A 21,398-nucleotide genomic window follows, 5' to 3' on the forward strand; every position below is an offset into this window, starting at 1 on the left:
ATTTTTTCGTCCGATTGAGGAAGCAAACCGGACGCAGAGTGGTGCTCTGTGGAGGATCGAGGGCGAAAAGCGGGCAAAAAAGATGCGTCAAGATGATGGTGTTGAATTTATCAGTGGTTCCTTTATATATCCCAGTGCAGCTGTTCGGGATTCGGTGTTGCGCGGTCGATCTCGCGCAGAATCCACGGGGCATTTTCATGTGTTGCAGCAAAGGCATCCGCAAGCCCCTGCTCATACGCAGGCGGGATCTCCATCGCGTGAATTGCCATGTGCATATAGTCCTTTGCAATGAGAACGACGCCACGCTCGGCGGCAAGATGTGCCTTGAAGCGATAGCCGTAGTAGAGATACGAGTTGTGCGGCACTGCCTCCGCAAGGCCGTCAAAGGCGGCAATGCGCTCATCTGCCTCCGCCTCCGCTTCCTCGGTCATGCGCAGCTTGTGCATGAGGTTCCAGCGATCTGCCCAGAGCTCGCCGCGCAGGATGTACTTGTAGAGGAAATCCGTGGACTCGGCGCACTCGATGGCAAGATTGATATGCTCGAGTGCCGCTTCCTGCGTCTCCTTTTCCGCAGCTTCGAGCGCACTCAGCCCCTGCATGGCATAGACCTTTTCCTCCACGTCCTGTGCAAGCTCTTCGTTCGGCTCTGCATCCGTGACGCTCTGAAAGAGTTCCAGTGCCTCTGTACGATACTCCTGCATCTGTGCGAGGAAATGGGCAAGGCGTGCGCGTGCGTGCCAGTCCGCCACACCGCCTGCAAAGAGTTCGTGCGGCGGGGCTGCCGCTCCGAGGCGGTCCAAAACAACGTGGATGAGTTCGTGAAAGCGTTCCTGTGTCATAGTTCTATCACCTGTTTCATACGGTCTAAAAGGGGAAGGTCGTGCGTGATGACGATGAGCGTACCGCCGCGTGCATCGAGTGCCGCGAGTACGCCCTCGATCAGGCGTGCACCACGCTCTGCATCCAGTCCTGCTGTGGGTTCATCGAGGAGGAGCAGCGGGGCATCGGAGGCAAGGGCAAGCGCCGTGAGAAGGCGGCTGCGCTGTCCGCCCGAGAGCCGTGCGGCATTCGCTCCCAGAGGTTCGTCCAGCCCCGCAGGAAGTGCCCGTACCACATCGGCAAGCTGCGCCGTCTCCAGTGCCCGCCACATCCGCTGCTCATCCATATCCTCATGCAGACGCAGAAAATTGTCGCGCGTCGATGTGCTGAAGAGATAGCTCCCCTGCAGGGAAGCTCCAAAGAGGGCGCGTGATGCGTCGGCAGAAAGGGCGGTATGCGGTACTCCTCCATATGAGATTGTACCACTGTCGGGCTCCCAGAGGCGCAGGAGGAGGCTTGCGAGCGTGGTCTTGCCTGCGCCGCTCTCACCGATGATTGCTGTGTGCTCCCCGCGTCGAATCGTAAAGGAGAGTTCGCGCACGATGGGAACGGAGGGATGGTAGCCAAATGCTATGTTCTTCGCCGCAATCAGAGGGGGAGACGTTTCAATGGGTGGGGGAGTCGCAGACACATTTTCTGCGGGAGCGGCTTGCCGTACGGGCAGGATTGTCTCCGCCGCCCGCACCGATTCGACTGCGCCGAGGCTTGCGGCGGGCAGAGGGCGGTACTCGCTGAGCACGGCTTCGAGGACGAGTACCCAGACGGCGTACTGCACACCCGTCAATGTCCCGTCCGCGACGCACGGCGTAAGCAGAACAATCAGGAAAATCCAGACCGTGACACGCAGGACATCGAGGAGCGTGAACAGCCGCTCGCGTTTCGTGCGTTTTTCATTCTGTTTTTGCTGAAAATCCTCTGCTGCGCGGTCAAGCTGTCCCTGCGTTCGTGTGAGTGTACCCGCTGCCGCGAGCTCCGTACGTCCGTCGAGACGGTCGAGCAGGACACTGCGATAGACGGTACTCTCCATGCGTAGATAGCTGCGGTGGAGCAGATGGGGCAGGGTGAGATGGAGGAGATAGAGAAGGACAATGAGCAGTACGCCAAATGAACTGAGCGGGAGCAGCGCAGCACAGATTGCTGCGGTGAGGATGCCGGCAATGAGCGGCTGCGGAACGGTGCGCAGGTAGAAGTCACGCAGAGTTTCGCAGCCCGTCAGGAGATCGTGCAGAAACTCCCCCTCGCGAACGTTGCCTTCCCGCAGAGGAATCACCGCAGCAGAGCGGCGGTAGGTTGCCTGCTGGAAATCCTCATAGCAGGCAAATGCAAGGCGATGAGAGAGCAGACGGTCGAGGTAGCGGAAGACGGCGCGACCGATTCCGCAGGCGCGCACCATCGTAATTGCAAGCGCAAGCGCAGAGAGAGGAGGCTGCAGTGCCGCGCTTGCGATGATCCACGCAGCCGTACCGATGAGGGCGATGCCCGCACCCGCCGCAAGTACCCCCGCAAGCAGTGCAGGCAGTGCCTTGCTTGGAGCCGCAACTGCAAGCAGGCGAAAGAGTGCTGCCGTCATACGTCTCCACCTCCCAATGTGATGACTCGATCCGCCCATGCGATGAGGGCGGGGCGGTGCGATGTCAGAATCAACGTGCGATGATGCGCGAAGCGCGTGAGAGCGTCAATGACAAGGGCTTCGGTATCCCCGTCAAGTCCTGCTGTAATCTCATCAAGCAATACAATCGGACGGTTCTGGAAAAAGGCACGCGCAAGCCCGAGACGGTGACGCTCCCCTGCAGAGAGCGGATGTCCACCCGCTCCGAGCGGTGTCCGAAGCCCCTCGGGCAGTGCGTGCAGAAAGTCGTCGAGAGCAGCAGCCTCAAGTGCCGCAGTGACGGCTTCGTCCGTGGCATCTTCCAGCCAGAGACTGACGTTCTCCGCGAGGGTGGCCGTAAAGATATGCGGCTCCTGCGGAACATATGTGATGAGATGCGTGCGCGTTTTCTCGGAGAGCTGCGCAAGGTCGAATGAATTTCCCTCACCTGCGCCGTCCGAAAGGACGATTTTGCCCTCTGACGGTGCAATCTGACCCGCAAGCAGGAGGAGTAGCGTCGACTTGCCAATGCCGCTTGCTCCTGCGAGCACTGTAGACTTTCCTGCGGGAAAGAAGAGATGCAAGTCCGTGATCACTTCTTCCTCGGTCAGCGGATAGCGATAGGAGATATTTTCCGTATGCACGGCGGGCGGCGAGAGAATCTGACTCCGTGCGCCGTCCGTGGGGGAGGGGAGGTCAACATAGGGCAGGAGTGCCGTCTCTGCCGTCTTGGCATCCATCGCCGCATGGAATGCGATGCCGCCCTCACGCAGCGGTTGATAGAAGAGCGGCGCGAGAATGAGCACGAAGAACGCCGTCTGGAACGTCATCATGCCGTCCAGAAGCCGCAGGCCGATGGAGACGGCGATGAGCGCAATCGAGAGTGTGGTAATCAGCTCCAGTGCGAATGCGGAGACAAAGGCGAGCCGCAGGACGGAGAGCGATGCCTCGGCGAAGCTGTGGCTCATGTGCGCGAGATGTGCGCCCTCGGCGTCGATGCGGCGAAAGATCTTGAGCGTCATCGCCGCGCGTACGAGTTCGCCAAAGCCGTTTGTGAGTGCCTGCATCTTGTCCCACTGACGTTCGCTCGCACGGCGCGTTGCCTTTCCGATGAGGAAGAGCAGGAACGGTGCAATCGGCAGTGTCACGAGAAAGAGCAGTGCCGAAAGCGGGTCTGCAAATGCCGTTACAACGAGGATTATGGGGATGAGAACAACGCCTGCGATCATCGTGGGGACGACCGTATGGAAGAACGGGTCGAGTGCATCGACGCGCTCCAGCGTGAGCGTCAGTGCTCCCGCAGAGCTGCGTCCATGCAGGAGCATTGCCTCGTGCAGTGCTGTGCGTGCGGAAAGACGTACACGATGCGAGAGCTGCGCTTCGATGCGTTCTTTTGGAAGGCACAGCAGAGCCATTGAGAGGACGCACAAAAACAGCATCAGAAGATCTGATGCTGTTCCCGTCAGTCCGCCGTGCTCCATGAACACCGTATTCACAATGACGGCAGTCTCCCATGCCGCTGTGACGACGAGCCCCCCGTGGAGGAGTTCGATCGCCGCACGCATGAGGAGGCTATTCCGTTGTGCATGCAGTACAGAGAGTAAAATGGACTTCTTTTTTTTCATTGTGACTAATATGCTTGATGACCGGTGTCACTCGGTGAAATGCGCTTGCGGAAGATGTAGTACGTCCAGATCTGATAGGCGAGGACGACGGGCACAAGAATGGCCGCCGCGATCGTCATGATGGAGAGGGTGTACTCCGTCGAGGACGCATTGTAGATCGTGAGGCTGTATCCGGGATTCAGGCTTGAGACCATGAGACGCGGGAAGAGTCCTGCGAAGAAGCCGACCGTCGTCCCGACGATGGCAAGACTGCCGAGCATGAATGCGGGCAGCTGTGCCCCCTTATACATTGCGCCAAGTGCTGCAACGAATGCCGCCGCCGAAATGACGAGAGCACCGGCAGCGACGGAGCTGCTGTAGAGATCCGTCTCAACATATGTGAGGATCATGCAGAGCACGTAGAGGAGTGCTGCTGCCACACCGAATTTCAGACCGAGCACGCGGGCACGGTCGAGGAGATAGCGATCCGTGAGACGCAGGCGCAGGAACGCCGCGCCGTGGAAGGCAAAGACCGTGAGGAAGGTTACGCCGCCGACCACCGTGTATGGGGTCAGGAGATCGAAGAAATTGCCCTGATAAACCATATTGGAGCCGATGGGAAGACCCGCGATCAGATTTGTGACGGCAACGCCCCAGAGAAATGCGGGGACGATGCTGCCGAACGCAATCGCATACGACCAGCGGCGCTGCCACGCATCGTCGGGACGCTGATGGCGGAACTCGAATGCGACACCGCGCAGGATGAGCGCGACGAGCATGAGGAAGAGCGCGAGATAGAACGTGCTGAACATCGTGGCATAGACATGCGGGAATGCCGCGAAGGTTGCGCCGCCCGCCGTAATCATCCAGACCTCATTGCCGTCCCAGACGGGTCCGATCGTACGGATGACCTGCGAACGGTCACTTTCTTTGTCCGAGAGGAGTGTGAGCAGCGTGCCGACACCGTAGTCAAATCCCTCAAGGAAGAAGAATCCCGTGAAGAGGACGACGATGAGCACGAACCAGAGAATATTGTAGTCCATTCTTACTTCCCTCCTTCGATGGCAGGTGTGATCTGCGTGCGGCGGATGAAGCGGAAGGCGAGGTAGAGCGCCGTAATCAGGAGCAGCAAATAGAGCACCGTGAACCCGATCATGGAAATCATGATCTCAGCAGAAGTGAGGTTCGGCGAGACACCGTCCACCGTCTTTTGCAGCCCAACGACGAGCCACGGCTGACGCCCCATCTCCGCGACAATCCAGCCGCAGGAGTTTGCGATAAAGGGAACGATGACGAGCCACGGGAGCGCGTAGAGCAATTTTTTGGCCGAGAACAGCTTGTCTTTTTTCGCGAGGTAGAACACCACGAGCGAGACGAGCACCATGAAGAAGCCGGAGCCGACCATCGCGCGGAACGCATAGAACAGCATGGTTACATGCGGGCGGTAGTCGCCGGGACCGAATTTCTCGACGGCCTCCTTCTGGAGATCGTTGATGCCGCGCACCTCGCCCTGGATGCCGTCATGTACCATGATCGTGAACATATAGGGGATCGTGATCTCGAAGTCGTTGTGCCCCTTCTCCATGTTTGGATAGGCAACGACGGCGAACGGCGCAGGATCCTCCGTCTCCCAGAGTGCCTCCATCGCGGCGAGCTTCATCGGGCTTGCCTGTGCGAGATACTGCGTGTGCAGATGTCCGCTTGCGATGACGCCGACGACACCGACAATGGTGTAGATTGCACCCGCCTTGATCGCCTGCGTAAAGGCATAGCGTGATTCCGTGTCGTGGAGCAGCTTCCAAGCCGAGACCGCCATGACGAGAAAGCCCGCCGTCGTGATGCCGGCAAAGAGCGTGTGCGACTGCTCGCCGAGGATGTAGTGATTCGTCACGAGTTCAAAGAAGCTCGCCATTTCCGCGCGCCCGTTGGCAATGGTATAGCCGACGGGGTGTTGCATGAAGGAGTTCGCGACGAGAATCCAGAACGCCGACAGATTGCTGCCGAGCGCGACGAGCCAGATACACGCGAGATGTGCCTTCTCGGATAGCTTGTCCCAGCCGAACATCCAGATGCCGAGGAACGTCGACTCGAGGAAGAACGCAGTCAGCGCCTCGAGCGCGAGCGGCGCGCCGAAGATATCGCCCATGAAGCGCGCGTACTCCGACCAGTTCATGCCGAACTGGAACTCCTGCACCAGACCGGTGACGACACCCATCGCAAAGTTGATGAGAAAGAGCGTGCCAAAGAAATTCAGCAGCTTTCGGCAGGTCTTCTTCCATTCCGGCTTCTTCGTCCGCACGTAGCACGTCTCGAGCAGGGCGACAAAGATCGCCATGCCGAGGGTGACGGGGACGAAGAGAAAGTGATAGATGGTGGTGATTGCAAACTGCCATCGTGACAGCAGCACTTCTTCCATTTCCAAACCCCTCCTAAAATAAAATACCTATGATATAACACCTGCTTTTGCCCCTTCGATTGAGACAAAAGATCCTGATTCGATGAATTATATCATAGGTTAAAATGAAATACAAGTTAGATGGATATTTTTACTTATTTAGGAATAAATATTTGTTGTACTCATTCACGAATTGCATTCACAATGAGAAGAAGCAGGAGCAGCGCGAGTGCTCCTCCGACGAATGGATAGGGAAGCACGGTGCCGTCGAGGAAGGTGAGCGCACCCGCAGCAGCGGGGACGAAGATGAGGAGAAAGAAGATGCTCAGCCAGAGGTTCTGCTTTGCGCGTGCGCGTGCGGCGTTGCATGTGTCCCAGAGTGTGACAAGACTCGGAAGTCCCTCGCTGTCGAGTGTGATGTCGGGCGTGTAGTTCGTGGAATGTCCCTGATTGCGCAGCGTCTGCGCCTCGAAGTAGGCGGCGTCCTCGGGGGACATGAGCGGTTCGGGTTTTGGTTCCTGCGTGTTGCTGCTCGGCCCGCGCAGAAGTTCCTCATGCAGTGGATCACGCGGCGTGTCTTCCTCCTCGTGTGCGGGTGGCTTTTCGAGTGAGGAGGGGCAGCCGATGCTGATGTCTGCCGCGCGCAGTGCCGCCTGATCCGCCATCGCATCGCCGACCATCGCGACGACCGCGCCGCGTGATTGGAGCAGACGGATCTCGCGCGCCTTATCCGTGCCCGTGAGGTCGGAGCGCACCTCGCTGATGCGCAGCTCCTTGCCCGTCGCATTTGCGAGGCGTTTCGTCTCGCCCGTGAGGAGGATGAGGCTGAGTCCGCGCTCCTTGAGTGCGTTCAGGGCGCGCCGCACCTCGGCGCGCACATCGTCGCGGACGGCGATGATGCCGCGCGCGTACTTGCTTGAGCTGACGAAGAGGGGGGTCTGCCCACTCGTGGCGAGCTGATCGGCGCGCGTGAGGAGCGCGGCGCTGATTTCAATATTCTCCTCCTGCAGCCACTCCTTTTTCCCGACGCGGACAGGAGTGCGCGCAATGAGCGCCTCGACGCCGAAGCTCTCCGTCTCACGCGCAGCAGAGTGACGCTGCAGGTGCAGGCCGCGTTGGACGGCGGTGTCGTAGAGCGCGTGGGCGTAGGGATGTGTTGCCTCGCGCTCGGCACTCGCGGCAAGTGCGAGGAGTGAGCCCTGCGTCATGCCCTCGGGCACGAGGGCGGAGATGAAGACGTTGCCCTCGGTGAGTGTGCCGTTGCGGTTGAATGCAATCGTGTCGACATGCAGCAGCTCCGTGAGTGCCCCCATGCGGCTGCATGTGATGCCGGAGCTGCGCAGCTGTCGCTTGATCCGCATGGCGATGAGCCAACGCGAGACAATAAAGGGGAGCGGCGAGGCGGCGAGGAAGACACCGAGAAAAATTTCGGACGCTGCTTCGACTGTGATGTCGCCCGCGATGTACCAGTATCCCGCAGCTCCTGCCGCAAGAACGACACTTGCGATAAAATGAAAGAATGAAGAAAACATTTTTTTCAAGGACGTTCAACTCCTGTCCTGTTACTTTTACACGGGCATTATAGCACAGGCGCGGGGATGTGACAAATCTCTTATCTACCTCCATCTGAGAGACTGTTGTATCAGCGATTCCCAAGATTTTCTTGTGTGCACATCGTTTCTATGCTATAATCCAGTTATTGTGATAATGTGAATTACATTTTGGGGATACGACATGGAGCTATTGCACGCAGTTTTTTCCATCTTTTCAGAACGCAGTGCGTTCTTTGTACAGCTTTTGGTTGAGCATCTGTGGATCTCGGGGGCAGCAATCGGCATCGCTGTCGTGCTCGGCGGGGCGGCGGGCATCCTCATTCATCGTTATGAGCGCGCGGCGGCACCGACGCTTGGCACGGTGAATTTCCTCTATACGATCCCGTCGATTTCGATGCTCGGTTTTTTGATTCCGTTTTTCGGCATCGGCAACCGCTCGGCGATCATTGCACTCACGATCTACGCACTCCTGCCGATGGTGCGCGCGACGCATACGGGGCTTGCGCAGATACAGCCCTCGCTTGTGGAGGCGGCAATCGGCATGGGCGGCTCGGCGTTTCATGTGCTGACGCGCGTTCAGATTCCGCTTGCGATGCCCGTCATCATGTCCGGGATTCGCAATATGGCGACGATGACGATTGCACTTGCCGGCATTGCGTCCTTTATCGGTGCGGGCGGTCTCGGTGTCGCAATCTATCGCGGCATCACGACGAACAACCCCGCGCTCACGATTGCGGGGAGCCTCCTGATCGCCGTGCTTGCGCTCGTGGTGGACGGCGCACTGGGGCAGGTCGAGGTGTGGCTGAAACGCCCCGCACGCATCACAGGAAACGTACGCGCTGCTTATGCGGGGGCAGCTGCCGTACTGCTCATTGCCGTGAGCACGGTGACCTACGGCTTCTTCGGCAAGGCGGATGTCGTCCACATTGCGACCAAGCCGATGACGGAGCAGCTGATTATGGGCGAGATGCTGAAACTCGTGATTGAGCACGATACGGGGCTCGAGGCACGCATCACAGCGGGCGTCGGCGGCGGTACGTCGAACATCCACCCCGGGATGGAGAGCGGCGCGTTCGACATTTACCCGGAGTATACGGGAACGGGCTGGAACATGGTGCTCAAGGAGGAGTCAAAATACAGCGAGGAACTGTTTCCGCAGCTGTCCGAGGAATATGAGCGCCGTTTTGCGATGCGTTGGGTCGGGATGTACGGCTTCAACGATACGTTCGGCGTTGCCGTGCGGCATGAGATTGCGGAACAGTACGATCTGCACACGTATTCTGACCTGCGCCGCGTTGCCCCTCAGCTCGTCTTTGGTGCGGAGTACGATTTTTTTGAGCGTGCGGATGGGTATCCTGCGCTCTGCAAGGCGTACGGGCTGGATTTTGCCCGCACGGTCGACCTCGATATCGGGCTGAAATATCAGGCACTCGCGAACAAGCAAATTGATGTGATGGTTGTGTTCACGACAGACGGACAGCTTGCGGCGGCGGATGCGCGTGTGCTCACGGATGATCGGAATTTTTTCCCGTCCTATCGCTGCGGAAACGTTGTGCGTGCGGAGGTGTTGGAGCGACATCCGGAGCTTGTGCCTGTACTGGAGAAGCTGACGGACAGTATCACGGACGAGGAGATGGCGGCGATGAACCACGCTGTTGAGAGCGAGGGGAAGGAACCGCACGCAGTCGCGGAGGAATTTCTGCGCGCAAAGGGGCTTTTGATTTGAAACAGGCATCTGTCGGCATCCTCTCCATGCGAACTCCACGCAAACGCTTAGTTACGCAAGCGGTCGGGCACTTATCTGCCTAAATACCTGCGAACTTCTTAAACGCGCTTCGCTTGAACGAAAGAAATTCGCAGGGGGCAGAACGTGCCCTCGTTTCCGCTTGCTCCACTAGGGTTTGCTTAGGAGAATCGCATGGTGCATTGGTATTCTGTCCTCTGAGTTTCTTGAAATAAATCACGTTCAATGTTAGAATACAGAAGAGTAAAAATATTTCGCAGGAGGAAGCGATATGAGCATAAACACGACCAAGATGGAGCAGGACAAGGTGCTGCGCCTGATGGCGGAGAAGTACCCGACGAAGGAGATTGTCTACGAGAAAATCGTCTACCTGCAGTCACAGCTCATGCTACCGAAGGGCACGGAGCACTTCATGAGCGATCTACACGGCGCGTACGACTCCTTCTTTCACATCCTCAACAACTGCTCGGGTGTCATCAAGGAGAAGGTGGACTACTGCTTCGGCGAGCGCATGACGGAGGAGGAGAAGGCGGAGTTCTGCACGCTGATCTACTATCCGCGCGAGAAGGTGGAGCAGCTCACGGCGGAGGGCGAGGCGGACGCAATCTGGTATCAGCAGAACATTGCGAATCTGCTCGAGCTGACCAAACTCATGAGCTGGAAATTCCCTGCGAGCAAGATGCGCAGCTACATTCCAAAACGCTACGAATCCGTCATCGTGGAGCTGCTGAGTACACGCCCCGAGCTGGATGAGGCACAGCTCTACTACTACAAACAGCTGATTGAGACCATCGTGGAGATCGGCGGCGGCACGGACTTCATCGATGCGTTCAGCGTGCTCGTCAAGCGGCTCGCGGTCGAGCGCATCCATATCGTCGGCGACTTCTTCGATCGCGGCGACCGTCCTGACGGCATCCTCGACCTCCTCATGCAGCATCCGTCCGTTGATATCCAGTGGGGCAACCACGACGTGCTTTGGATGGGGGCGGCACTCGGCAGTGAGGTCTGTATCGCGGCGGTCATCCGCAACTCGCTGCGCTACCGCAATACGGATGTGCTGGAACGCGGCTACGGCATCAGTCTGCGCCCACTCTCGACGTTTGCCTCGCGCATCTATCCCGACGAGAACCCGATCAAGGCGGCAGAGCGTGCGATCTCGATGATGATGTTCAAACTCGAGGGGGGGCTTATCAAACGCAATCCTGATTTTTGCATGGAGGATCGTCTGCTCCTCGACAAGATTGACTTCAGCCTATCCTGTGTCACACTGAACAATGGACGGCGCGTGGAACTCGATAGTGCCTACTTCCCGACGATTGACGACGGCGCAGACTGCTACGAACTGACGGAGGAGGAGCGGCACATCATCGACGATCTGCGCTCCTATTTCCTTGAGAGCAAGGCACTCCAACGCCATGTGGACTATCTCTACGAGCGCGGCAGCATGTATATGTGCTACAACGGCAATCTCCTGTTCCACGGCTGTGTCCCCATGAACGAGGACGGCAGCTTCCGTACCATTACCTACAAGGGCGAGGAGTACACGGGACGCGCGTGGATGGACTTTTGTGAGGAAAAGGCGCGTGCGGCTTGGAACGAACATACGCAGGAAGGGCTGGACTTTATGTACTTCCTCTGGTGCGGGCTGCTTGCGCCGACCTCGGGGCGCTCGTTCACAACGTTTGAGCGTTCCTTTATCTCTGATGAATCGACGTGGAAAGAGCCGTCCGACCCGTATTTCCGTCTCATCAAGGAGGAAGCGATCTGCGAGAAAATCCTTGCGGAGTTCGGGCTTGACCCCAAGCACGGGCACATCATCAACGGGCACGTTCCTGTCAAGGTGAAAAAGGGGGAGAGTCCGTTGCGTGCGAATGGCCGCGCGATCATCATCGACGGTGGTTTTGCGACGCCATATCACTCCAAGACGGGCATCTCGGGCTACACGCTCATCTACAATTCGCGCGGACTGCGTCTCCTCCAACATCAGACGGTGGCGAGCGTGCGCGATGCCCTGCGCGAGAACCGCGACATCGAGTCCGTCTCGCAGACCGTCGAGCTGCAGGCGCGCAGCTGCCTCGTACGCGACACGGATCGCGGCGCGGCGATCATGGACGAGATCGCTGACCTGCATGCCCTCCTGCGCGCATATCAGACGGGGCATATCAAGCCGCAGTAAGAGCATAAGAAAGCCCGCACATTGCATTCGATGTGCGGGCTTTCTTATGCTCTTATGGATTCTTCTTCAGCCACATACTCCACGGTACGGCATAGTCGTTCTCGTGATTCTGCTGAACGTAGTCGTAGAACTTTGCGATCATCTCTGACTTGTGATGGTAGTCTGCATCCTCCCATCCCGTCGGTGCATGCTGCGTGGTCGGGTCGTAGGCGAGGTATGCTCCGCCGAGCAGGTACTGACGATAGAGGATGTCCTTCAGGGGGACGGAGGGATTTTTCATCATATCGTACATCGCCATAAAGCTGGTCGTGCGTCCCTTGCCTGCCTGACAGTGAAAGTGCATCCATGTGTCTGCGGGCATTCTTTTCACGAGATCGACAAAATTGTCGATGGTCTGCGGGTCTGCCCATTTGTGGTCGGTGACGGCGAGACGGACGTAGCGCACGCCCGCATCCTCGACCAGCTCCCGCTCCGTCATCGCCGCCACGACGCGGATGGTCTGCGGATTTTTGGGCTGCTTTTTCTTGTCGAGGTGCGCGAGCACGACATCCTTGCCCTGTGCACTGCGAATGCGCATGTTCTCGTCACGCAGTGCCTCGTGCTTCGTCCTGCCGATATTGCCCCAGTCGTGCTTGCCGTACCAGCTGACGGCGTTTCCATTCATGAAGCCGTGCGACTCCTGCCGCAGATCGACGATACAGATCGAGCCCTTTGCGCGCATGTGCAGGTCTTTCAGCAGTGCATGAAAGGCAGGGACGGAGAACTCCGCGCTTCCCGAGAGCGGCAGGGCATCCAGTCCCTCACGAGAGGGAGTGTAGTTCGGGTCGACACCGAACTTCGCTGCGTCTGTCCGCGTTTGGAACGGCGATGCCGCCGTGCGGAAATTGTGCGGCAGCTCCGCCTCATTGCCCGCCGCCGTGTCGATGCGCCAGACATAGCCCCGGTAGTCTGCATTCGTATCGGTGGCAGAGGCAGTGTATGGGATGATACATAGCGTGCATAACAGCAGGGCAGTGAGTAAATGTTTGAATGCGTACATGAGATCCCTCCGCTGTGTGAACCGACGATCCTTTCGGAATCGCTGATAAAACCCTTGCTCGAATTGGAGTGAATTTTATCTGTGCTGTCTATGTCCATCGTTGGTTATAGCACTCTTTGCATCAAGGTGCAAGAGAAATCTTGGGCAGATGTCGCCTGTTCCTTGAAAAATCCCCTTCCGTGTGCTAGAATGACGTGACTATGCTACGGGAGGGGTTTCTTTGTACGAGAAAGTAGATACCAATCTGAATTTTGCCGCGCGCGAGAAAGCCGTTGCGGATTTTTGGCGCGAGAATCATATTGCACAGCAGGCGGTGGATCAGCGTGAGGGCTGCGAGCCGTTTACGTTCTACGACGGACCGCCGACGGCGAACGGCCGCCCGCACATCGGGCATGTTCTGACGCGCGTCATCAAGGATATGCTGCCGCGCTATCAGTCGATGAAGGGGCGCAAGGTGCTCCGCAAGGCGGGCTGGGACACGCACGGTCTTCCTGTGGAGCTTGAGGTCGAGAAGGCAATCGGGATCAACGGCAAGGAGCAGATCGAGGACTACGGCATCGAGCCGTTCATCAAGAAGTGCCGCGAATCCGTCTGGCGGTACAAGGCGATGTGGGAGGAGTTCTCCGATGTCGTCGGCTTCTGGGCGGACATGGAGCATCCCTACATCACGTACGAGAACAACTTCATCGAGTCTGAGTGGTGGGCGCTCAAGGAGATCTGGAAGAAGGGGCTGCTCTATCAGGGGCACAAGATCGTCCCGTACTGCCCGCGCTGCGGCACGCCGCTCTCCTCGCACGAGGTCGCGCAGGGGTACAAGGATGTTACGGAACGCTCGGCAATCGTGCGCTTTAAGGCGGCGGACGAGGACGCGTATTTCCTCGCGTGGACGACGACACCGTGGACGCTCCCGTCGAACCTCGGTCTCTGCGTGAATCCAAATGTGACATACGTCAAGGTGCGCGTCTACGGAAAGGTCTACTATCTCGCCGAGGCACTGATGGACAGTGTATTTGCAGACTCGTGGGGTGACCGCGAGATCCTTGCGACGATGAAGGGCAGCGACCTCGAGTACCGCAAGTACGAGCCTCTTTATGCGTTTGCGGATAAGGACGTGCAGGACAAGGCGTTCTTCGTCATCTGCGACGACTATGTCACGACCGAGGACGGCACGGGCATTGTCCACACGGCACCCGCCTTCGGTGAGGACGATAACCGCGTTTGCCGCAAGTACGGCATGCCGTTCGTCCAATTCGTCAATGACAAGGGCGAGATGACGGAGGAGACGGATTGGCCGGGGGTCTTTGTAAAGGACGCGGATCCCTTGATCCTCGACGATCTCGAAAAGTCGGGCAAACTCTTCAAGGCGCCCGAGTTCACGCACAGCTATCCGCATTGCTGGCGCTGCGATACGCCGCTCATCTACTACGCACGCGCCTCGTGGTTCATCCGCATGACGGCGGTGCGTGACGCGCTCGTTGCAAACAACGCGACGGTCAACTGGATTCCGAAGTCCATCGGAGAGGGGCGCTTTGGCAACTGGATCGAGCACGTGCAGGACTGGGGCATCAGCCGCGACCGCTACTGGGGCACGCCGCTCAATATTTGGAAATGTGACTGCGGGTACGAGCATGCCGTCGGCTCCATCGAGGAGCTGCGCAGCCTGCAGCCCGAATGTCCCGCAGACATTGAGCTGCACCGGCCGTACATTGATGCAATCACCTTCCCGTGTGAGAAGTGCGGCGGGACGATGCACCGCGTGCCCGAGGTCATCGACTGCTGGTTCGACTCCGGCGCAATGCCGTTCGCGCAGTGGCACTATCCGTTTGAGAACAAAGATGTATTCGACACGTACTTCCCTGCGGACTTCATCTCCGAGGCGGTCGATCAGACGCGCGGCTGGTTCTACTCGCTGATTGCGATCGGGACGCTGCTCTTTGACAAGAGCCCGTATCGAAACGTCATCGTCCTCGGTCATGTGCAGGACGAGAACGGGCAGAAGATGAGCAAGTCGAAGGGCAATGCGGTCGAGCCGATGGACGCGTTGCGCCGTCACGGGGCGGATGCGATCCGCTGGTACTTCTACGAGAACAGTGCGCCGTGGCTACCGAACCGCTTCTCCGACGATGCGGTGCAGGAGGGGGCGCGCAAGTTCATGGGGACGCTCTGGAATACCTACGCGTTCTATGTTCTCTATGCGAATATCGACAATTTCGACCCGACGGCGCACGAACTCGACTACGATCACCTCTGCGTTATGGATCGTTGGGTGTTCTCGCGTCTCAACACGATGGTGCGCACGGTGGACGACTGCCTTGCAAACTATCGCGTGACCGAGGCGGCAAAGGCGGTGCAGTCCTTCGTCGAGGAACTCTCGAACTGGTACGTGCGCCGCAGCCGCAGCCGTTTCTGGGCGAAGGGCATGGAAGCGGACAAGGTGGACGCCTACCTCACGCTCTACACAGCGCTCGTCACGACGGTGAAGGCGGCGGCACCGATGGTGCCCTTCATCACGGAGAGCATCTACCGCAATCTCGTCTGTTCGGTCGACAAGAGTGCGCCGATCTCCGTACACCTCGCGGATTTCCCGACGGTGAACGAGGTGTGGATCGACTCCGCGCTCGAGGAGAATATGGAGATCGTGCTCGAGGTTGTGACGCTCGGACGCGCGGCGCGCAATGCGGCAAACATCAAGAACCGTCAGCCCGTTGCAAATATGTTCGTCAAGGCGGAGCACGCTCTGCCGGAGTTCTTCGTCGAGATCATCGAGGACGAGCTGAATGTCAAGGCGGTCACGTTCCGCGACGATATGTCGGACTTCCTCGCCTACCATGTGAAGCCGAATTTCCACGTTCTCGGCCCGAAGGTTGGCAAGCAGATGGGCGCGGTCAAGAAGGCGCTCGAGGAGAGCAACGGCGCGGAGGTAAAGGACGCGCTCGCGGGCGATGGCAGCTACACGCTGCATCTTGCGGACGGCGATGTTACCGTCACGGCGGAGGATGTCGAGGTCACGGTCTCGCAGCAGGAGGGCTACAACTGCCAGAGCTATGGCGGTGTGACGGTCGCGCTTGAGACCACGCTCACGGAGGAACTGCTCGAGGAGGGCTTTGTCCGCGAGATCATCAGCAAGGTGCAGACCATGCGCAAGGAATGCGGTCTTGAAGTCACGGATCACATCGCGCTTGACCTCTCGGGCAATGCGAAGCTCTCGGAGATCGCACGCAGGAACGAGGCGTTCATCCGTGAGATCACGCTCGCCGATTCCGTTTCCTATGACGCGCCGCAGGGCACGAGCAAGGAGTGGAACATCAACGGCGAGAAGATGACGCTGAGTATTCACTGAAAACAGTATTTCGGGGCTGCTGCACGAGGAAAAACCTTTGTGCAGCAGCCCCGTTTTGTGCTTTGAAATACCCTTTTCAAAATGCAGGACAAGTAGTATAATAAACGAGAAAATAAAGGATGCACTGATAAATTCAGCACCGCCATCTTAGCGCATCTTTTTTGCCCGCGCAACGCCTGCAAATCCTCCACAGAGCCCCACTCTGCGTCCGGTTTGCCTCCTAGTTCGGACGAAAAAATCTGCGCCAATCTGAGGGTCTATTTTATCAGCGATTCCTAAATTCACTTTGTGAGGCTTATTGAATGGAGATATATTTCAGGACAAATAAGCTTGAAAAGAACTGCAATAGCTATCAAAATGCTGTGAAAGTGTGGGGCGAAAGGAGTGCGCGCAGACTTGTGCAGCGTCTTAATGAACTGAGAGCTGCAGAGAATTTGTCCGTCATCAGTCATTTGCCTCCTGCACGTCTGCACGCTCTCGAGGGTGACCGCCTTGGCACATATGCGGTCGATCTTGTTCATCCGCTGAGACTCGTCTTTCGGATAGATCAGGAGCCGTTGCCGCATACGCAGGATGGCGGCGTTGACCGAACACAGGTGACGCAGATTATGATTTTGGAGGTGGAGGACTATCATGGGAAACAAAAGCGATAACTACTGCCCGGATATTGCCATTCCGCCGGGAGACACACTGCTCGAACTCCTTGAAGACCGTGGCATGACGGAGAAGGCACTTGCTGCTCGCATAGGATGCTCCGAAATGACAATACAGGGAGTTTTGGCAGGGGAGTGCGCCATCAGCAGTCAGATGGCGACACAGTTGGAAACGGTGCTCGGTGTTCCGGCAAGTTTCTGGAACGCTCTTGAGGCGAACTATCGTACGGATCTGGCACGTATTTCCACAATGGAAAAGAAGATGGTCAGCCCTGCATTCACATCTATGCAGGGGCAGCCTGCAATCGCATAGAAAATTATTTTAGGAGAGTGGTCGCAATGGTAAAATTCAGCTACTACGGTCATGCGGCTTTTTTGCTCGATGACGGGGCGCACAAGGTGCTCGTCGATCCGTTCCTGACGGGGAATCCGACGGCGAGCATTGCGGCGAATGAGGTGGACTGCGATTTCATCCTGCTCACGCACGCGCATGGGGATCATCTCGGCGACGCGCCTGCAATTGCGGCGCGCACGGGGGCGGCGATTGTCGCGATTCCCGAGGTCATCGCCGTCTGCGAGAGTCAGTCGTGTGCGGAGATCAAGTCCTATCCGATGAACATCGGCGGCTCGCTCGACCTGCCGTTCGGCAAGGTGCGCATGACGTTCGCGCAGCACAGCTCAGGCGTTGCGGGCGGGATTGCGTGCGGCTTCGTCATCTACATCGGCGGCAAGGTCGTCTACTACTCCGGCGATACGGCGCTGTTCAGCGATATGCAGCTGATCGGGCGCAAGGATGTGATCGACTACGCGGTGCTGCCCATCGGCGACAACTACACGATGGGGCTTGAGGACGCGGCACAGGCGGCGCAGTGGCTCAATGCGGGGCATGTCATCCCCATCCATTACGATACATGGCCGATCATCGCGCAGGAGGTCAATCGCTACAAGGAGGTCACGGAGGCGATGACGCGCGCGAAGGTGAACGTCGTTGCACCGGGCGAAATGATCGACCTTTGAATGTGACGGCAAAATCGCCCGTGCTCGTCCTTGTAGGCCCCACGGCGGTGGGAAAGACAGAGCTTTCGCTGAAAATCGCCGAGGCGCTCGGGACGGATATCATCTCGGGCGACTCCATGTGCATCTACCGCGGCTTTGACATCGGCAGTGCAAAGCCGACGGTTGAGGAGCAGGCGCGCGTTACGCATCATCTGGTGGACATCTTGGACGCAGACGAGGCGTTCTCCGTGACGGAGTTTGTCACGCGCGTCGCCGCGCTTGTGCAGGCGCATGAGGCGCTGCCGTTCATCGTCGGCGGGACGGGACTCTACATCAAGGCGCTCATCGAGGGCTATGACTTCAACGAGACGCAGGAGCACAACTGCTTTCGCCGTGTGATGGAGAGGATCGCACAGCGGCGCGGCAATGGACGTGTGCATGGCTTCCTTGCACATCGCGACCCTGCTGTTGCTGCGCGCCTTCATGCGAACAACCTCAGGCGCGTCATCCGCGCGCTGGAGACCCTGCGCTACGGTGCGGAGCGCATCTCGCAGGAGAATGCGATGGATGCGGGGGACGCACCCTACGATGCGCTTGTCATCGGACTCACGCGGGCACGCCCACATCTTTACGAGCGGATCAATGCGCGCGTGGAGACGATGTTTGCGGCAGGTTTTGTGGATGAGGTGGCGGCTCTCCTCGCGCGCGGGATTTCGCGTGATGCCCCCGCGATGAAGGGGATTGGCTATAAGGAGACGGCAGCGTATCTCGCGGGCGAGATGGGCTTTGCAGAAACACTCGCTGCCATTCAGACGGCGACGCGCCATTTTGCAAAGCGCCAGATGACATGGTATCGGCGCATGCCCTACATTCACTGGTACGATGCGGACGAACAGACGGAGACAGAGCTGCTGCACGCAATTCTCGCGGATGTGCGTGCATGGTGGTGTGAAAGAGAAAGGAGCGCTCAGGCGTGACGGCAAAAATCATCAACTTGCAGGACAATTTTCTCAATCAGGTGCGCAAGGACGGGATTCCCGTGACCATCCACCTTGTGAACGGCTTTCAGATCAAGGGCACGGTGCGCGGCTTTGACAATTTCGTCGTCATGGTGGACACGATGGGGAAGCAGCAGATGATCTACAAGCATGCGATCTCGACCATTACACCTGCACAGCCTGTCAAGACAATGACGGAGGAGTCCTGAACGCGCAGAAAATGTAATGCTGCTGCAATGCGTTTGGCGCAGCAGTTTTAGGAATCACTGATAAAATGAAGTCCGCAGGATGCAGGGCGCGTTTATCAGTGATTCCTTTGTCTGAGGAGAAGATATGAAGACACGCGGATTTGAAATCGTCTCGGTCTACCGCACGGCGGGGATTCATCTGCCGGAGCGCAAGACGGGGGCGAGTACGGGGTATGACTTCGCTGCAGCGGAGACGGTGGAGATCGCAGCGGGTGCATCGGCGCTGATCCCTACGGGGGTCAAGGCATATATGCAGCCCGATGAGGTTCTGCTCATCTACATCCGCTCAAGTGCCGCACTTAAGAAGCATCTCATGCTGATGAACAGCGTCGGTGTGATCGATGCGGATTACTATGGAAATGCGGAAAACGAGGGGCATATCTACATTCCGCTCTACAATTACGGGAAAGAACCCGTGCGCATTGCAGCGGGTGAGCGGATTGCGCAGGGTATCTTCACGCGCTATCTCACGGTGGACGGCGACATGGCGGGCTGCGGAGAAGCGCGTGCGGGGGGCTTTGGATCGACGGGCATGTAGCAAAGCACTCGTGCGGATCGCTTTTTGACAGGAAAACGAAACTCATTTATAATGACCTTGCGTTACAGTAATTACCCCGGGTGGGCATACGGTACATTCGGGTGGGAGATATTATGAAATTATCGACGAAAGGGCGCTACAGTGTGACGGCGCTCTATGAACTCGCCCTCCACTACGGGGAGGGGGTTGTTCCGCTCAAAACAATTGCGCAGACGCAGTTGATTTCGGAGACCTATCTCGAGCAGCTGATGGTGCCGCTGCGCCGTGCGGGTCTCGTGGAGAGCGTGCGCGGGGCGCAGGGCGGCTACACGCTCGCGCTTCCGCCCGAGGAGGTCACCATTGGGCGTATCATTACGGCGGTGGAGGGACCGATTGCCCTCGTGGACTGTCTGCTGACGGGCGCGGATGCGGGCGATCAGAGCTGCGTGCGCGCAGGGCAGTGTGTGACGCGCCAGATCTGGGAGGAGGTACGCGACAGCATCAACGCCGTGTTGAACAATATCTCGCTTGCCGATCTCATGGAGCGCAATCAAAACCGCGTGGGATGCAATCAGTAAATGGATGCTGCGTATTTTTGGAGAGAGCAGCAGTCTGTGACGGAAAACATTTGTCTTTGCTCAAAACTTCATGTATAATTAGAACGATATATTCCGAAAGTGACAAAAGTCAGGGAGGGAGTCTCATGGTCGGAGACATCTTGCGAAGAGAGCGCGAGAAGCAGGGGCTGACGATTGCCGATATTGAGAAAGGGACGAGTATTCGCAGGCTCTATATCGAGCACATCGAACGGGGCAATATTGCGGAGCTGCCGGGGCTGGTCTACGCAAAGGGCTTTGTGCGGAACTATGCGAAATTCCTGCATCTGGATGCGGAGTCGCTTGTGCAGCAGTTCGCAGGAGAGAATGGGGGCGCGCCTGTGTCCACCCCCGTTGCGGCAGCGCCGTCTCCGCGCAGGATTTCGCTGAGCAATGTCGGTGATGAATCTCTCTCTGAGATCTCCATCGGCAGCGAACGTTCGTCCTATGCGGGGATCTTTGGAAAACTTGCAGCGGGCATCATTGTGCTGGTTGCCCTCGTGGGCGGCGGCGCGGCCGTAATCTCAGCGATCAATTCACCTGCAAAGGAGTCTGCTGTGCCGCCGGTCAAAGCGGAGAGTCCCGCAGCTCCGGCGAAAGCTGATGCCGCCGATGCGACGCATGCTGTTGCAGCCGCAGATGGAGTAAACGTGAGTGTGACACTTGCGGAGCGTTGCTGGACAGAGGTCAGCGTCGACGGCAAGAGTGTATTCGAGGGCATTATTGAAGAGGGCAAGACGGAGAGCTGGAAGGGCAAGGAATCCGTCGTCATCCGCGCGGGCAATGCGGGTGCGCTCGATGTCACATTCAACGGGAAGAAGCTCGGGAAATTTGGCGACAACGGGGAAGTGGTCGAACGCCGCTTCACGAAGACAACGAAGGATCTGAAGGATACCCTGCCGTCTGCGTCTGCAGCTGGAGCATCTGCTGCAGACGTGCAGGAGATTCCTTCCGCTGCGGCACAGGAGTCCGTCGTGCGTACGGAGAGAAAGCCGCCGACGGCCGACCCGAGGGATGCAAAGCCGGCACGGAGCAACACGAATACACGATAAACTACGGCACATGAGGAAGG

Annotated in this window: 18 protein-coding genes; 11 read left to right on the forward strand and 7 right to left on the reverse strand. The window is 58.0% G+C overall.

From position 1 onward, the window contains the following. Positions 1-122: 122 nt before the first annotated feature. From AXF19_RS08085 to AXF19_RS08110, 6 genes are all read right to left on the reverse strand, one after another. Positions 123-839, reverse strand: coding sequence for a hypothetical protein (locus AXF19_RS08085; RefSeq protein WP_066847409.1), 717 nt, complete (start codon positions 837-839; stop codon positions 123-125). Continuing rightward, positions 836-2,449 (reverse strand): thiol reductant ABC exporter subunit CydC, encoded by a 1,614-nt coding sequence (gene cydC / locus AXF19_RS08090; protein ID WP_066847412.1) that lies wholly within the window; start codon positions 2,447-2,449, stop codon positions 836-838. The genes AXF19_RS08085 and cydC overlap by 4 nt, the downstream gene beginning before the upstream one ends. Beyond that, a complete protein-coding gene (gene cydD, locus AXF19_RS08095; RefSeq protein ID WP_066847415.1) occupies positions 2,446-4,092 on the reverse strand; it encodes a thiol reductant ABC exporter subunit CydD in 1,647 nt (548 codons plus the stop codon). Before cydD ends, cydC begins: the two co-directional genes overlap by 4 nt. Positions 4,093-4,097: 5 nt before the next feature. Beyond that, on the reverse strand, positions 4,098-5,114 hold the full coding sequence (gene cydB, locus AXF19_RS08100; RefSeq protein ID WP_066847418.1) for a cytochrome d ubiquinol oxidase subunit II: 1,017 nt from the start codon (positions 5,112-5,114) through the stop codon (positions 4,098-4,100). Between the two features lie 2 nt (positions 5,115-5,116). Continuing rightward, positions 5,117-6,487: a cytochrome ubiquinol oxidase subunit I gene (locus AXF19_RS08105; protein WP_066847422.1), complete on the reverse strand. Its 1,371-nt coding sequence runs from the start codon at positions 6,485-6,487 to the stop codon at positions 5,117-5,119. A 161-nt stretch (positions 6,488-6,648) separates the two neighbouring features. Next, positions 6,649-8,007: an HAD-IC family P-type ATPase gene (locus tag AXF19_RS08110; protein ID WP_066847424.1), complete on the reverse strand. Its 1,359-nt coding sequence runs from the start codon at positions 8,005-8,007 to the stop codon at positions 6,649-6,651. Positions 8,008-8,200: 193 nt separating this feature from the next. Between AXF19_RS08110 and AXF19_RS08115 the strand changes: the two genes are divergently transcribed. Further along, positions 8,201-9,745, forward strand: a complete 1,545-nt coding sequence (locus AXF19_RS08115) for an ABC transporter permease/substrate-binding protein (RefSeq protein WP_066847425.1) — start codon at positions 8,201-8,203, stop codon at positions 9,743-9,745. A gap of 289 nt (positions 9,746-10,034) precedes the next feature. Further along, positions 10,035-11,939 carry a fructose-bisphosphatase class III gene (locus tag AXF19_RS08120; protein WP_066847426.1) on the forward strand — a complete coding sequence of 635 codons (1,905 nt, stop codon included), beginning with the start codon at positions 10,035-10,037 and terminating at the stop codon, positions 11,937-11,939. A gap of 52 nt (positions 11,940-11,991) precedes the next feature. Here the strand turns inward: AXF19_RS08120 and AXF19_RS08125 are convergent, their stop codons facing one another. Then, complete coding sequence (locus tag AXF19_RS08125; RefSeq protein WP_066847432.1) at positions 11,992-12,978, reverse strand: phosphatase domain-containing putative toxin; 987 nt, start codon at positions 12,976-12,978, stop codon at positions 11,992-11,994. A gap of 220 nt (positions 12,979-13,198) precedes the next feature. Between AXF19_RS08125 and ileS the strand changes: the two genes are divergently transcribed. From ileS to AXF19_RS08170, 9 genes are all read left to right on the forward strand, one after another. Next, the gene (gene ileS, locus AXF19_RS08130) at positions 13,199-16,318 is read left to right on the forward strand and encodes an isoleucine--tRNA ligase (RefSeq protein WP_066847435.1); all 3,120 of its coding nucleotides are present in this window, start codon (positions 13,199-13,201) and stop codon (positions 16,316-16,318) included. Between the two features lie 434 nt (positions 16,319-16,752). Further along, complete coding sequence (locus tag AXF19_RS14720; protein WP_216634927.1) at positions 16,753-16,971, forward strand: hypothetical protein; 219 nt, start codon at positions 16,753-16,755, stop codon at positions 16,969-16,971. Next, on the forward strand, positions 16,952-17,284 hold the full coding sequence (locus AXF19_RS08140; RefSeq protein WP_066847441.1) for a helix-turn-helix transcriptional regulator: 333 nt from the start codon (positions 16,952-16,954) through the stop codon (positions 17,282-17,284). The genes AXF19_RS14720 and AXF19_RS08140 overlap by 20 nt, the downstream gene beginning before the upstream one ends. 26 nt (positions 17,285-17,310) lie before the next feature. Further along, positions 17,311-17,988 (forward strand): metal-dependent hydrolase, encoded by a 678-nt coding sequence (locus AXF19_RS08145; protein WP_066847448.1) that lies wholly within the window; start codon positions 17,311-17,313, stop codon positions 17,986-17,988. Continuing rightward, positions 17,985-18,944, forward strand: a complete 960-nt coding sequence (gene miaA, locus AXF19_RS08150; protein WP_066847451.1) for a tRNA (adenosine(37)-N6)-dimethylallyltransferase MiaA — start codon at positions 17,985-17,987, stop codon at positions 18,942-18,944. Before AXF19_RS08145 ends, miaA begins: the two co-directional genes overlap by 4 nt. Beyond that, the gene (gene hfq / locus AXF19_RS08155) at positions 18,941-19,174 is read left to right on the forward strand and encodes an RNA chaperone Hfq (RefSeq protein WP_066847454.1); all 234 of its coding nucleotides are present in this window, start codon (positions 18,941-18,943) and stop codon (positions 19,172-19,174) included. The genes miaA and hfq overlap by 4 nt, the downstream gene beginning before the upstream one ends. A 124-nt stretch (positions 19,175-19,298) precedes the next feature. Beyond that, the gene (gene dut, locus AXF19_RS08160; protein ID WP_066847462.1) at positions 19,299-19,751 is read left to right on the forward strand and encodes a dUTP diphosphatase; all 453 of its coding nucleotides are present in this window, start codon (positions 19,299-19,301) and stop codon (positions 19,749-19,751) included. A gap of 113 nt (positions 19,752-19,864) precedes the next feature. Beyond that, entirely contained in the window at positions 19,865-20,308 is a 444-nt protein-coding gene (locus AXF19_RS08165; protein WP_066847465.1) for an RrF2 family transcriptional regulator, read from the forward strand. A gap of 125 nt (positions 20,309-20,433) precedes the next feature. Next, positions 20,434-21,378 (forward strand): helix-turn-helix domain-containing protein, encoded by a 945-nt coding sequence (locus tag AXF19_RS08170; protein WP_084784796.1) that lies wholly within the window; start codon positions 20,434-20,436, stop codon positions 21,376-21,378. Positions 21,379-21,398: the final 20 nt, after the last annotated feature.

Source organism: Selenomonas sp. oral taxon 126 (genome assembly GCF_001683335.1).
Classification (GTDB): Bacteria; Bacillota; Negativicutes; order Selenomonadales; family Selenomonadaceae; genus Centipeda.

Bases quoted from the DNA above. Each gene is read 5' to 3' on its own strand.
- AXF19_RS08085 (WP_066847409.1), bottom strand. From the start codon at position 839: ATGACACAGGAACGCTTTCACGAACTCATCCACGTTGTTTTGGACCGC.
- cydC (WP_066847412.1), bottom strand. From the start codon at position 2,449: ATGACGGCAGCACTCTTTCGCCTGCTTGCAGTTGCGGCTCCAAGCAAG.
- cydD (WP_066847415.1), bottom strand. From the start codon at position 4,092: ATGAAAAAAAAGAAGTCCATTTTACTCTCTGTACTGCATGCACAACGG.
- cydB (WP_066847418.1), bottom strand. From the start codon at position 5,114: ATGGACTACAATATTCTCTGGTTCGTGCTCATCGTCGTCCTCTTCACG.
- AXF19_RS08105 (WP_066847422.1), bottom strand. From the start codon at position 6,487: ATGGAAGAAGTGCTGCTGTCACGATGGCAGTTTGCAATCACCACCATC.
- AXF19_RS08115 (WP_066847425.1), top strand. From the start codon at position 8,201: ATGGAGCTATTGCACGCAGTTTTTTCCATCTTTTCAGAACGCAGTGCG.
- AXF19_RS08120 (WP_066847426.1), top strand. From the start codon at position 10,035: ATGAGCATAAACACGACCAAGATGGAGCAGGACAAGGTGCTGCGCCTG.
- AXF19_RS08125 (WP_066847432.1), bottom strand. From the start codon at position 12,978: ATGTACGCATTCAAACATTTACTCACTGCCCTGCTGTTATGCACGCTA.
- AXF19_RS08140 (WP_066847441.1), top strand. From the start codon at position 16,952: ATGGGAAACAAAAGCGATAACTACTGCCCGGATATTGCCATTCCGCCG.
- AXF19_RS08145 (WP_066847448.1), top strand. From the start codon at position 17,311: ATGGTAAAATTCAGCTACTACGGTCATGCGGCTTTTTTGCTCGATGAC.
- dut (WP_066847462.1), top strand. From the start codon at position 19,299: ATGAAGACACGCGGATTTGAAATCGTCTCGGTCTACCGCACGGCGGGG.
- AXF19_RS08165 (WP_066847465.1), top strand. From the start codon at position 19,865: ATGAAATTATCGACGAAAGGGCGCTACAGTGTGACGGCGCTCTATGAA.
- AXF19_RS08170 (WP_084784796.1), top strand. From the start codon at position 20,434: ATGGTCGGAGACATCTTGCGAAGAGAGCGCGAGAAGCAGGGGCTGACG.